General features: G+C 67.1%; 9 protein-coding genes and 1 pseudogene. 4 read left to right on the forward strand and 6 right to left on the reverse strand.

The genetic code is table 11. The annotated features are described in order from the left end of the window. Nucleotide 1: 1 nt before the first annotated feature. Nucleotides 2–1,771 (forward strand): glycoside hydrolase family 35 protein, encoded by a 1,770-nt coding sequence (locus tag OG306_RS00745; protein ID WP_266908037.1) that lies wholly within the window; start codon nucleotides 2–4, stop codon nucleotides 1,769–1,771. A 106-nt stretch (nucleotides 1,772–1,877) separates the two neighbouring features. Here OG306_RS00745 and OG306_RS00750 read toward each other — a convergent pair whose 3' ends face one another. Further along, nucleotides 1,878–3,047 (reverse strand): Gfo/Idh/MocA family protein, encoded by a 1,170-nt coding sequence (locus OG306_RS00750; protein ID WP_327259705.1) that lies wholly within the window; start codon nucleotides 3,045–3,047, stop codon nucleotides 1,878–1,880. 424 nt (nucleotides 3,048–3,471) lie between these two features. Between OG306_RS00750 and OG306_RS00755 the strand changes: the two genes are divergently transcribed. From OG306_RS00755 to OG306_RS00765, 3 genes are all read left to right on the forward strand, one after another. Continuing rightward, a complete protein-coding gene (locus OG306_RS00755; RefSeq protein WP_327259592.1) occupies nucleotides 3,472–4,248 on the forward strand; it encodes a FadR/GntR family transcriptional regulator in 777 nt (258 codons plus the stop codon). A gap of 30 nt (nucleotides 4,249–4,278) precedes the next feature. Next, the gene (locus OG306_RS00760; protein WP_266908041.1) at nucleotides 4,279–5,322 is read left to right on the forward strand and encodes an enolase C-terminal domain-like protein; all 1,044 of its coding nucleotides are present in this window, start codon (nucleotides 4,279–4,281) and stop codon (nucleotides 5,320–5,322) included. A 118-nt stretch (nucleotides 5,323–5,440) separates the two neighbouring features. Next, nucleotides 5,441–5,770: an L-rhamnose mutarotase gene (locus tag OG306_RS00765; RefSeq protein WP_266751875.1), complete on the forward strand. Its 330-nt coding sequence runs from the start codon at nucleotides 5,441–5,443 to the stop codon at nucleotides 5,768–5,770. Between the two features lie 106 nt (nucleotides 5,771–5,876). Here OG306_RS00765 and OG306_RS00770 read toward each other — a convergent pair whose 3' ends face one another. The 5 genes and pseudogenes from OG306_RS00770 to OG306_RS00790 all read right to left on the reverse strand — a co-directional run bounded on the left by OG306_RS00770 (nucleotide 5,877) and on the right by OG306_RS00790 (nucleotide 12,513). After that, nucleotides 5,877–8,249 carry a hypothetical protein gene (locus OG306_RS00770; RefSeq protein WP_266908043.1) on the reverse strand — a complete coding sequence of 791 codons (2,373 nt, stop codon included), beginning with the start codon at nucleotides 8,247–8,249 and terminating at the stop codon, nucleotides 5,877–5,879. 41 nt (nucleotides 8,250–8,290) lie between these two features. Then, nucleotides 8,291–9,258 (reverse strand): annotated as a pseudogene (locus OG306_RS00775) (aldo/keto reductase). 92 nt (nucleotides 9,259–9,350) lie between these two features. Next, nucleotides 9,351–10,184 (reverse strand): carbohydrate ABC transporter permease, encoded by an 834-nt coding sequence (locus OG306_RS00780; protein WP_266752718.1) that lies wholly within the window; start codon nucleotides 10,182–10,184, stop codon nucleotides 9,351–9,353. Nucleotides 10,185–10,216: 32 nt separating this feature from the next. Beyond that, a complete protein-coding gene (locus OG306_RS00785) occupies nucleotides 10,217–11,215 on the reverse strand; it encodes a carbohydrate ABC transporter permease (RefSeq protein ID WP_266908045.1) in 999 nt (332 codons plus the stop codon). Next, nucleotides 11,215–12,513 (reverse strand): ABC transporter substrate-binding protein, encoded by a 1,299-nt coding sequence (locus OG306_RS00790; protein WP_266751879.1) that lies wholly within the window; start codon nucleotides 12,511–12,513, stop codon nucleotides 11,215–11,217. Before OG306_RS00790 ends, OG306_RS00785 begins: the two co-directional genes overlap by 1 nt. Nucleotides 12,514–12,736: the final 223 nt, after the last annotated feature.

Below are 12,736 nucleotides of genomic sequence, written 5' to 3' on the forward strand. Positions count from 1 at the left end.
TGTGACACCTCCCCGTTCCACCGCCGAACTGACCGTGACCGAGCGCGGCTTCCTGCGCGCCGGACGCCCCCACCAGATCGTCTCCGCCGCCATCCACTACTTCCGTGTCCACCCCGAACTGTGGGAGGACCGGCTGCTGCGGCTGCGTGCCATGGGCGTCAACACCGTCGAGACCTACATCGCCTGGAATCTGCACCAGCCGGCTCCCGGGCAGACCGACTTCTCCGGACAGGCAGATGTCGCCCGCTTCCTGCGCACCGCCGCCCGGCTCGACCTGGACGTGATCGTGCGACCCGGCCCCTACATCTGCGCCGAGTGGGAGTTCGGCGGCCTCCCCGCATGGCTGCTGGCCGACCCCGGGCTGCGGCTGCGCCGCACCGACGACCGCTATCTGGCCGCCGTGGACGCCTGGTTCGACCAGCTGATCCCAGTCCTGCGCCCCCTGCTCGCCGGCCGGGGCGGGCCGGTGATCGCCGTCCAGATCGAGAACGAGTACGGCAGTTACGGCCATGACACCCCCTACCTCGACCATCTGCGGCAAGGTCTGATCCGACGCGGCGTGGACTGCCCGCTGTTCACCGCCGACGGAGCCACTGACGGCGTACTGCGCGGGGGCATGCTGCCCGGCACCCTGGCGACCGCGACCTTCGGCTCACAGCCCGAGGAGTCACTGGCGACCTTGCGCCGCCACCAGCCGACCGGCCCGCTGATGTGCTCCGAGTACTGGCACGGCTGGTTCGACCACTGGGGCGAGCACCACCACGTACGGAACGCGGACGAGGCCGCCGGGGAGCTGGACCGGATGCTGGCTCAGGGCGCTTCGGTCAACCTCTACATGGGCCACGGCGGCACGAACTTCGGATGGTGGAACGGAGCCAACCACAATGAGACCGACTACCAGCCCACCTGCACCAGCTACGACTATGACGCTCCGGTCGGTGAGGCCGGAGAGCTGACCGAGAAGTTTCACGCGTTCCGCGCGGTGATCGAGCGGCACCGTGGCCCGATCCCGTACGCGATACCCGCGACACCGGACCGGCTCGCCCCGCAGACGGTACGGCCGAACGGTGCGGTGGCGCTGGCAGACTGCCTCGACGTGCTATCCACTCCTCGGCAGCGGCTCTCACCGGAACCGATGGAGGTGCTGGGCCAGTCACTGGGGCTGATCCACTACCGCACGTGGCTCCGTGGCTCCTTCCCCGACTCGACCCTGCGCGTGCACGGCCTCGCGGACCGGGCCCAGGTGTTCCTCGACGGAGTGCCGCTGGGCGTCCTGGAGCGGACAGGGTCGCTCGACGCGCTGCCGATCGACGTCCCCGACACCGGTGCCGAACTCGACCTGCTGGTGGAGAACATGGGACGGATCAACTACGGCCCCTTGCTGGAAGATCGCAAGGGCATCAGCGGCGGCGTCCGCATCGACGGCCAGTACCAGTTCGACTGGGAGATCCGCCCCCTCCCGCTGACCGATCTGGCAGGCCTGCGGTTCGGGGCCGCCGAACAGGTCGAGGGCCCGGCCTTTCACCGTGCGACGCTGGAGGTACCGGAACCGGCCGACGGTTTCCTGGCCCTGCCGGGCTGGACCAAGGGCCAGGTGTGGCTGAACGGCTTCGCCCTCGGCCGTTACTGGGACCGCGGACCCCAGCGCACCCTGTACGCCCCTGCCCCGGTGTGGCGGGCCGGCCGAAATGAACTCGTGATCCTGGAACTGCACCGGCCGGGCGAGCGGATCGAGCTCTGCGACGCCCCGGATCTGGGCCCGACCGACTGACCTCCGGACTGCCAAGTGGCTCCGGTCCGTATTCCTTCCGGACCGGAGCCACCTGAAGCGAGTCCCGGAGGGCCGACGGGATCCCGCCGGCTTCCGCCTGCCCGAATCAGCTCTGGCCGTGCCCGAAGTACGCGGCCAGGTCCCGGTCCGGGGCCGCGACCTCGACGGCCCGGCCGCCGTCCCGCAACGACACGGTGGCCGCGTAGCCGGCCGCCACCGCTTCGCGGGCCGCAACGGGCGAGGTGACGGTGGCTCCGCCGTCCCGCACGAACCGCAGGAATTCCGCCATCAGCACGGGATCGGCGCCCCCGTGCGTGCCGCTCGGTGTGTGCACGGGCACCACCAGATCGGCCTCGGCGCGGCCGTCGGAGCGGCGGTTCCACACGTGGACCTCCGCTCCCTCCGAGTCGCCGAAGTTCTCCAGGCGCCCCTCGGTGCCGATCACCGTGTAGTTGCGCCAGTAGTCGGGGGTGTAGTGGCACTGCTGGTAGCTCGCGAAAACTCCGTTGTCCAGCTGCATCTGCATCATGCTCAGGTCCTCCACGTCCACCACCGGGTGGAGACCGGTCTGGCTGAGTGGCGGCCAGTTCTCCGTCGACAGCCACTCGGTCATCCGCTCCCCGCTGCGGTCGCGGTGTGAGTCGATGTCCCCGTAGACCGTCAGCCCGCCCATGGCGTTCACCCGCCGGGTGTAGCCGCCGGCCAGCCAATGGATGACATCAATGTCGTGCGCGCCCTTCTGCAGCAGCAGGCCGGTGGTGAGGCGTCGGTCCGCGTGCCAGTCCTTGAAGTAGAAGTCCCCGCCGTGGCCGACGAAATGGCGGCACCAGATGACCTTGACCTCGCCGATCGCCCCCTTGACGATCAGTTCACGCATGGCCACCACGACCGGCATGTGGCGCATATTGTGGCCCACGTACAGCGGGGTCCGATGCCGGTGAGCTGCCGCGAGCAGCCGGTCACACCCCTCGGTGGTGATTGCCATCGGTTTGTCCAGGAACACTGGTACACCAGCCTGAAGGAAGTCCAGGCCGATCCCCTCGTGCGTGTGGTCCGGAGTCAGCACCAGCACGCCGTCGAGTCCCGCGTCGAGCAACTCATGGTGATCCGCGGCGGTCCGCACCTGGGTGCCGAATCGCTGTTCGGCGCGCGTCAGCAACTGTCGGTCGCGGTCGCAGGCGGCGGCCACCAGTGAGCCCGATCCGGGCTGGTGGGCCAGATCGGCCAGGTCGCTGCGATTACCCAGGCCGATGACGCCGAGCCTGATGTCGTCCAAGGTGCTTGCCCTTTCAGAAGGTTTCGACCCCAGCAGGGCGAGGATGACCGGACGATAGATCTGGAACATGTCCGGTTGCATGGTGAGATTGTCTTGATTCTGAGGGGGTCGGGATGGTGCCGACCGCCAGGGCGGCCGCACTCTCGGGGGCCCTGCGGCCGGGCGGAGAAGGATGCTGCCCCGGTGAGAGGTGGGGTGAGGCGGCCGGTGCGGGACGGAACGAGTCTGAGCTCACCGGATCCTGGCGTCAAGAGTTTGAATGTGATTCACTGACCCCGGATTGGCTGATGTATCAGAAACATATCGCAAATGGCGCGTCTCTGCGTCGCTCGGCGAGCTCACGCCCGACGTGGACCGCCGTACTGTCCGGACCGCCGTGACGTGGATCGACGGAGAAGTGGATCGACGTGAAAGGGGAGCGCCGTTGACCCGCGCAGCCCGCAGCACCGCACCCGCGCCACAACCCCCGGGCGACGGGGCCGGTTACCGTCCCGGCTACGAGGTCGCGGCCGAACGCATCCTCGAGTACCTCGTCCTGGCCGGCCTGGGGCCCGGCGCCCGGCTGCCCACCGAGCAGGACCTGGCCGACCGGGTGGGGACGAGCCGGACCGTGGTCCGCGAGGCGGTGAAGATCCTTTCCGCGTTGGGCCGGCTGTCCGTACACAAGGGCCGCGGCATCTACGTCGCCCAGCCCGACCAGTCCTCCTGGCAGCACTCCCTGACCCATTTCCTGCCCGCCGATCTGCGTCAGGTCGACGAACTCTTCGAATTCCGGCGCCACTTGGAAACCACCACCGCCCGCCTGGCCGCCGAACGCGCCACCCCCGCCCAGGTCAAAGCCGTCCGCGCGGCCGCCCACCAGTCCACCCGGGCCGCCCGGCAAGACGACATCGACGCCTTCAGCCACGCCGACGACACCTTCCACACCGCCATCGCCACAGCCACCAACAACGCCTTCTTCGCCGCCACCATCGACACCCTGCGTCGCCTGCAACACCAGGTCACCGCCATAGGACTGGCCGGCCTCGCGGGCGGCTCCCTGCGCGACGCCGCCGCCCAGCACGAAGCCATCGCCCACGCCGTCGCCACCGGCGAACCCACGCACGCGCACACCCTCATGGCCCACCACATCGACCGGACCACCCACCAGTTCCAGCGAGAGATCCGGCACCGCATCGCCCCGGGCCACCCCAACGCCTGAACCCCACACCACCACCCATGAAGGACACCCATGCGAATCACCGACGTGACTGTGGAACTCGTCGATCTGCCCGCTCAGCCGCCCTTCCGGTGGCGGGCAGGGCTGCCCGGATCGGAGCCGGCGGTCGTGGGCGGGATCCTGCGGGTCCACACGGACGAAGGCCTGGTGGGCGAGGCGCACACGAGACGTGGGCTGATCGTCGCCGATCTGGTGAACCGCCGTATACGTGAGGACCTGCTCGGCCGCGACCCGCTGATGCGCGAGCTGCTGTGGCACCGCCTGTGGGAGCTGGACCGCATAGAGGAGCTCCCCATCTACGCGCTCGGCCTGGTCGACGTAGCGCTGTGGGACCTGGCCGGCCGCGCGGCCGGCCAGCCGGTCCACCGGCTGCTCGGCCCCTACCGCGAGGCCATCCCCGCCTACGCGAGCACGGTCACCTTCGGCAGCGTCGAGGAGTACCTCGATGTGGCCGACCAGTGTCTGGAGCTCGGCTACTCCGCCATCAAGCTGCACGCGTGGGGAGACCCGCGAGCCGACGCGGACCTGTGCCAGAAGCTGCGGGCCCACGTCGGTGACGACGTCCCGCTCATGTACGACGGCTCGGCCGGGTTCGACCTCGCAGACTCGGTGTACCTCGGCCGCGCACTGTCCGAGGCGGACTACCTGTGGTACGAGGAGCCGATGCGCGAGTTCAGCGTGACCGCCCACCGGTGGCTGGCCGAACAGGTCGACATTCCGCTGCTGGTCGCGGAGACCTCCGACGGCGCGCATTTCAACGCTGGTGACTTCATCATGGCGGGCGCGGCGAGCCGGGTCCGCACCAGCGCGCAGCTCAAAGGCGGGATCACCGGAGCCCTGCGCATCGCGCACCTGGCCGAGAGCTACAACCTGCGGGCCGAGGTGCACGGCAGCGGAGTGGTCAACGCCCACCTGTGCATGGCGATCCCCAACACCACCTACTACGAGTCCCTCGTGTACACCAACCCCGTACAGCGCGAGCCGGCGGTCGGCGCCGACGGGCTGGTGCGGGCGCCGACGGCCCCCGGCATCGGCTTCGATCAGCCGGGCTGGTGACGACTTCCGGTCGAAGTAACAGGGCGGCTCCGGCACATTCTTGACGATGTCTCAGGTTCCAACATCTCAACGTCCCAACATCTCAACTCCTCGGCGCTTCGTGGAAAGGAGCCACACCATGCCCGTGAAACGCTACGCCTCGGTCATACGTCTGCGTGGGGAACTCGAGGCGGAATACCGCGCCTTGCACGCGGCGGCCTGGCCCGAGGTCCTCGCGACCCTCAAGCGCGCCCACATCGGCAACTACTCGATCTTCCTGCGTGACGGGCTGCTCTTCAGCTACCTCGAGTACACCGGCGAGGACTACGCGGCCGACACCGCGCTCATCGCCGAGTGCCCGGTCACCCGGGACTGGTGGGCCCGTACCGACCCCTGCCAGCAGCCACTGGACAGCGTCGGCGACGGCGAGCGGTGGGCACCCGCCGAAGAGGTCTTCCATCTTGACTGACATCAGGGGCAAGCGGCAGGGGGGGGCGGACGCAGCTGCGTCCGCCCCCCCCTGCCGCTTGCCTGCCGCGGGTCACAGACCGTAGACGGGGACAGGCTCAGCCGGATCAGGCCTGACGTGCGACTTTGCCCCTCCTCGTGATCCGCACGGTGACCGCCCCGCCCGCCGGGACTTCGACCTGCGGCCAGTCGAGGAACGCCGTGTACCCAAGGGGGCGAGCCGCTTGGCGGGCCGTCTCCGCCAGTACCGACACCCGTGCCGCGTAGGCCGTGTTGTTGGTCAAGCGGACTACGGTTGCCTGACGGCTCTCGCTGACATGCTCGGCCTCTACATGATCAAAGGGAATGAGAATTCCTTCCCCGGGCCGGACGTAGATACCGGGAAGTTCGAGTGCCATCAGGACACCATTGGTCTCGGTCCATGAGTTTCTCGTCCTGATGAAATCACCGACGGCATTCTTGCCCTCGGCATCGCTGGGCTGGATCCGCTCCATGCTCGAACCGATGAGGTAGTCGGTGGTTATGTGTCCTGGCATGTTGACGGCCTCGGCGTGCGCATGCTGGATATCGCTGATGAGTTCAGCGTACTTCTTGTTCCCAGTAGCTCGATACAGCTTGAACAGGTGGTCGGCGGAGGACGTACAGACACCGGGTGCGGCATGTTTGTTCTGGCTGCTCGCCCAAACGGCGCCCGCCATCCTTCCCTCCAGCCGCGCGATATCACTGCCTGCCGGAAACAGCGGATCGTACGCAAGAGTCCAGGACGAGCACAGAGCAGCCTGGACCTTCGCGCGATTCAGCCATATCTTCTTTCCGGTGTACTGGTACAGCGCCATGAATGACTCCAGGAGACCGAACGCTGTTTCGGAGTCCGCATCCTGTGAAATATCCGCGCACGCTCCGCTGGTGAATCCACGGGACTTGATGTCGCGCTCATAGTAGAATTCGGCTGCTTCCTCGGCCACGGCCAACCAGTCCGGACGGTGGAAGTATTCAGCCGCCAGGGCGAGCCCGGCCGGAGCGATGGCGCCGGCCGTCGAGTTGTACACGGCGATGTCGCCTGTTTCGGGCACGATGTACTGACCGAATTCTCCGTGCTTTCGCCAGGTCCGGGTGAATGCTTCGGCCAGACCGCCTGCGGCCAGTTCCCAGGATTCCTTGACGATGTCGCCGTGCCCTTGCGCCTTCAGGAGCATCACATGCTTGATCAGCCAGAAGAGCACGTCTCCGTTCTTGCGTACCATCGCCTGCACCGCCGGGAAGCCGGGGTGGGCCTTCTCCGATCGGATCTCTCCGTCTTCGTTGATGAAGCCGTAGAAGAATCCGCTCTGCCCCTTCATGCGGGAACAGATGAAGTCCAGCTCATCGGATACCCTGCCCCGTTCCGTCGGGTCATTCAGAGCCAACATGGGGTAAGTGTTGATCATTCCGCTGACCCAACCCAGTTGAAAGTGCCTGGAATTTTCCGGCAGGTAGTAGCGGCCTGCTTTGGTCTCTGTGAAATTGCCTCGGCAGATGTTGGTGCCGAGCTCGGCCAGCTTACTCATCGGAAGTAGGTTGCGAGGCACGGTGGGGCCGGTGAGCGACTTTCGCACATCCATGAATTTTTGCAGGACTTCCGGAATTCCGTCGACATCGAAGGTGAAGACCTGGAAGCGAATCGAAACCGCGTCACCGGGAGCCCAGTCCGACGCCCTGTCATCGCTCGTCCGGAAATCGCCGAAACCGGCCACCTGCCGGCGCACAACCGGTGCCGAGATGCTGAATTCACAGCTTTCCCTGCCTGCACTCTCCTCAATCGAGAGTCCACTGTTGCCCAGGCGGGTTCCCTGCTCGGTGAGGACGATCCATCCCTTTTTGAACTTGGGCGAGAAGAAGCTCATCGCCGGGGCGGCAGTACTGAACGTCGCCAGCTCGATCCGCGAAGGCGCCGCGGCATCGACGGCCAGTCGCGGGTTGTTCGATATCGTCAGCGGCGACTGTGGGTTGTAGTACATGTCGGCCGGATAGTCCGGATTGTATCCGTTGCCGATGGCGCGATAGCGATTGCCGTTGTAGATGATTCCGGGAATCATCACGTAGTTGGCGGTCTCCCAGCTCTCGAATGGGAAATCAACGGAGATTGCGGTCTGTTCCGCCGCCCCCTTCTCCAGGGTGCAGGTCAGGGTGACCTCCCACCCGTGACCAGCGGGAACCCGCCGCGTATCCCACTTCAGTTGCCACTGTCGCGGTCCGTCGGTCAGCAGGTCGCCATCGAACTGCTGGGCCCGGCGCAGCGTCGTGCCGTCATATTCCCGAATCGACACCAGGAGGGAGCCGTGCAACTCGCGCAGAGCACGGCTGAGTTCCACGGCCTGACCATTGGCTACGGCAACCCCTGCGTCGAGCGGTTGGGCTTGCGAGACGGTGGGTTCGAGAGCGATCTTCGCTCCGACTCCGGCGGCCGCCAACAAAGAAAGGCAGTTTCTCCTGTCAAGCATTCTGCAACCATCCTTGTGTGCGTGTTCCAGCGAATTGAGCTTCAGTTCGATATCGGTACAGGCACCGGCGCGCCCGGCAGCAGACCCTGGGCACGCAGGGCGAGCCACATCTCCTCGGGGACGGGGTGGCTGATCATCGCGGTGGCATCCGTCACCTCGGCGGCGCTGCGTGCCCCGAGCAACACACCGGCGACCGCCGGGTGCCCCAGCGGGAATTGCAGGGCGGCGGCCCGCAGCGGAACCCCGAAGGTCTCGCACAGCGTGCGCAGAGCCAGCGCCCGGTCCAGCAGGTGTGCCGGGGCCGGTGCGTAGTCGAAGGTCGCGCCCGGCTGGGGATCGGCGAGGAGGCCCGAGTTGAACACCCCGCCGACCAGCACGGACACTCCGCGTTGCGCCGCCAGCGGCAGCAGTGCGGCCAGAGCGCTCTGGTCGAGCAGGGAGTAGCGGCCGGCCAGCAGGACCACGTCGATGTCAGTGTCGCGGACGAAGCGTGTCGGCATCGCGGTCTGATTCATGCCGACGCCGATCGCGTGCCCTCCGCACGCATCCGCTCCAGCTCGGGGTAGGCGCAGTCGAAGGCCTCGCGCTCGTGGCTGTCCGGGTCGTGCAGGTAGACGGTGTCCACGCGATCCAGGCCGATCCGGGCGAGGCTCTCCTCGACGCTGGTGCGTACACCGCGGGCGCTGAAGTCCCACACCCGTTCGTGGGTGGCCGGGACGGCGAAGCCGTTCGCCAGGTCGTCGCCGGGCACTCCGGCACGTGCGCGCAGCAGGCGGCCGACCTTGGTGGACAGCGTGAACTGCACACGTGGCCGAGTGCGCAGTGCGTCCCCCAGCCGGCGCTCGGACAGGCCGAGTCCGTAGTGCGGAGCGGTGTCGAACGCGCGGATGCCGCAGGCCCAGGCTGTCTCGACGGTGGCGGCCGCGTCCTCGTCACTGACCGGATGGAACAGGTTGCCCAACGCGGCTGCTCCCAGGGTGAGTTGACCGACCCGTGTGGTGGTGCGCATGAGTTCAGGTGTGCCTCTCGTTCGGGACCCGGTCGCACGGCATGGGACAACCGGGGCGGGGGATTGCGCGGACCCGCCCCGGTGCCGGCCGCTCAACCCTTCGTCGCTCCTCCTGTGAGGCCCTTGACGAACTGCTTCTGGAAGGCCAGGTAGAAGACGAGGATGGGCAGTGTCGCCAGGAACATGAAGGCGAAGACCGAGCCGAAGTCCGCCTGGTGTTCACCGATGGCACGGTAGATGCCGACGGTCACCGTGGTGCCTGCAGCCGGGCCCAGGACGATCAGCGGGTTGAGGAAGTCGTTCCAGATCCAGACGCCGAGGAAGATCACCACGCTGGCCGAGGCCGGCCGCATCAGCGGGAAGACCACCTGCCAGAAGGCGCGGAACGCTCCGGCGCCGTCGATCGCCGCGGCTTCTTCGAGCTCTCGGGGGATCGTCTTGGCGAAGCCCGCGAAGACGAACACCCCGAACGGCATGTAGTAGCCGACGTACGCCAGGACCAGTCCGGGCACGCTGCTCATCAGCCCCAGCGTGCGCAGGACTTCGGTGATCGGGGTGAGGATCACCGCGGGTGGCACCATGAGACCGCAGAGCAGGACGACCATGATGACCTTGGACAGGAAGCCGGTCGACCGGGCCAGGTAGTGGCCGAGCATGGCGGAGATCGCGGTGATGACGAGGATGGAGATCACGGTGACCTCCGTGCTGTTGACCAGCCCGTACCAGAAGAGGTGGTCAGGGCGCGACAGCACGCTCTGGACGTTGTCCAGGGTCGGTGGCACCGGGAGGCCGACCGGGTTCGACACGATCGCCGAACCGTCCTTGAACACGTTGACCAGCACGAGGTAGATCGGCAGGAAGAACAGCAGGCCGGCGAGGAGCGCGACGACCGGACGTATCCACGCCCTTGTTCCACCCCTGTTCATGCTCGCGTTCAGGTCCGGGTTCGTCTTCGTGCTCATGCGGACACCTCGCGTTTCTGCAGCCACCCGAGCGCCATCACGGAGACGGTCGCGACCAGGATCAGCATCGCCACGGCCATCGCGGAGGCGTAGCCGACGTGGTTGCCGTTGAACGCGGTCTGGATCACCTGGAAGGCGAGGGTGGACGTGGTGCCGGGGCCGGGGCCGCCGTTGGTGAGCACCTGGATCTGGTCGTAGGCCTTGAATCCGCCGATCAGTGACATGACCGTGTTGATGGTGACGGCGGGTGCCAGCATCGGCCAGGTGACGTGGCGGAACCGCATCAGTGGTCTGCAGCCGTCGATGGCCGCCGCTTCGTGCAACTCCTGCGGGATGCCCTGCAGTCCGGCCAGGTAGATCACCACGCAGAAGCCGAGCCCCTGCCAGGCGATGACCCACGAGACCGTGTAGAGGGCGAGGCTCGGGTCGGAGAGCCAGCCCGGCGGATGGCTCACCCCCAGCTGCCGCAGCATGGAGTTGAGCAGGCCGTCATCGACGAGGATCGCCTGCCAGATGACGCTGACCACCACGGCGCTCAGCACGACCGGTACGAAGAACACGCTGCGCAGGGCGTTGTACAGCCAGCCGCGCCGGTCGAGCAGCAGGGCGATCGCCAGGCCGCCGGCGTTGGTCACCAGCGTCACGATCACGGTGATGACGACGGTGTTCTGCAGTGCTTTGAGGAAGTCGTCGTCGGAGAACAGGCTCGTGAGGTTGGCCAGGCCCACCCACCGGGTCGGCGGGTTGAAGGGGTTCTTGTTGGTGAGGCTGTAGCCGGCGGTCATGCCGATCGGCACCAGGACGAGGGCCAGGTAGGCGAGCAGTCCGGGAGCCGCGAAGAGAGCGAAGCGGCCCGGTCCGCCGTTCGGCCGGAAGCGCCGGGACGGTCGCGACGGCCGCCGCGCGGGGGCGTCCTGTGATCGGACAGCTGCCGTGTCCTGCGCCTCGGGCGCGGCAGCGGAACCCTCCGGTCGAGTCAGGGTACGTAGGCGCATTATCGGGTGGCCTTGTCCCACTGCTCGTCCATGTAGGCACCGAACTGACGGGCTGTCATGCGGCCGCCGAGGAGATTCTGGACGCCGGCCGCGGCCTTGTCGGCCAGGCCGGGCGGCAGGGAACCGTCACCGGTCTCCTGGGAGAACGAGTTGACGATCCCGTCGTCCTTCTGGGCCTGCCGATACGCCGCCACGGTCTTCTTGTAGACGGGGCCCATGGTGCTGGGCGGGCTGTAGCCCTTGATGTCGATGATGAGCCCGTCGGCCTTGACGGCGGCGTCCAGGTTCTTCTGGTCCTCCATGAACGCCTTGGCCCACTTCTTGGCCAGAGGAACATCGGACGCCTTGGAGCTCACGGTCATCCCGCCGCCGAGGACGCCCGGGAGTGCCGGGGCCCCTTGGTCCGTGGGCCACGCGAAGACGCCCGTGTCGAAGTCCGGCTTCTTCGTGTCGGCCGAGGCGGAGAACCAGCTGCCCATCGGATACATCGCGCCCTTTCCGTCACGGAAGGCCTGTTCGGTGTCCGCGTAGGAGCGGGAAAGGCCGGCGCGGTCGATGTATCCCTTGTCCGCGAGGCCGGCGACCTTCTGGGCGGCGGCGACGAACGCCGGGTCGGTGAACTTGACCTTGCCCTTGGCGCGTTGGGACAGCCAGTCCGGCGTCTTCTTGTAGACGTCGGTGGCCACCGTGCAGATCAGCGGGAACATGTCGGCCCAGGAATCCTTGCCGCCACCGCCGACCACGAAGGGGTTGATGCCCTTCTTCTTCAACTTGGCACTGTCGTCGAGCAGTTCACGGTACGTGTGGGGCGGTGCGTCGATGCCGGCGGCCGCGAAGTCCTTCTTGTTGTAGTAAACGAGCGTCGTCTGGGCGGCGTAGGGCAGCTGGTAGACCTTGCCGTCATAGGTGTTGGCGCGGGGGTTCTCGTACGTCGCGAGTTCCTTGTCCGTCCACGGTGACAGCTTGCCCGCCTCGGCGAATCCGGCGGGGTTCAGGCCGATCATGACGTCCGGGAACTGACCCGTGCTGTCGAGCTGCTTCGCGTACCCGGTGCGGTCGGCGCTGGGCGACACGAGCTTCTTGATCGTCACCCCGGGCACCTTCGCCGAGGCGCGGGCAATCGCGGCGTCCCAGTACTTCGCGTCCAGGTTGGGCGTTTCGAAGGTGAGGAAGGTCAGGGTGACCTTGTCGCCGTCGCCCTTGGACGCACTCGTACCGGAACTGCCGGCCGTGCACCCGGCCAGGAGGAGAGCACCTGCGAGGGCGGCGGTTCTCGTGAGTATCGGATTGCGCATCATGTCCAACTTCCCCTACCCGTCGTTGTCCGGGGGCGGTACCGAGTCGCTGTCTTGTTCGTACCGGGACGAGAGAGGGAATCCCGCTGCCGACCGTCCACCGAATCCGTCACATGGTTCAGACTCTTCCCAGAGTCCTGCTGCTCTCGGGGGCGACCGCTTCCCCTCAGCGTTCGCCCGTCAGGGCACCTTGGGGTATGGAAGTCCGCGCGCGACGGCATGTCAA

It is taken from the genome of Streptomyces sp. NBC_01241, assembly GCF_041435435.1.
Taxonomy (GTDB): domain Bacteria; phylum Actinomycetota; class Actinomycetes; order Streptomycetales; family Streptomycetaceae; genus Streptomyces.

Bases quoted from the DNA above. Each gene is read 5' to 3' on its own strand.
- OG306_RS00760 (WP_266908041.1), top strand. From the start codon at position 4,279: ATGCGAATCACCGACGTGACTGTGGAACTCGTCGATCTGCCCGCTCAG.
- OG306_RS00765 (WP_266751875.1), top strand. From the start codon at position 5,441: ATGCCCGTGAAACGCTACGCCTCGGTCATACGTCTGCGTGGGGAACTC.
- OG306_RS00770 (WP_266908043.1), bottom strand. From the start codon at position 8,249: ATGCTTGACAGGAGAAACTGCCTTTCTTTGTTGGCGGCCGCCGGAGTC.
- OG306_RS00780 (WP_266752718.1), bottom strand. From the start codon at position 10,184: ATGAACAGGGGTGGAACAAGGGCGTGGATACGTCCGGTCGTCGCGCTC.
- OG306_RS00785 (WP_266908045.1), bottom strand. From the start codon at position 11,215: ATGCGCCTACGTACCCTGACTCGACCGGAGGGTTCCGCTGCCGCGCCC.
- OG306_RS00790 (WP_266751879.1), bottom strand. From the start codon at position 12,513: ATGATGCGCAATCCGATACTCACGAGAACCGCCGCCCTCGCAGGTGCT.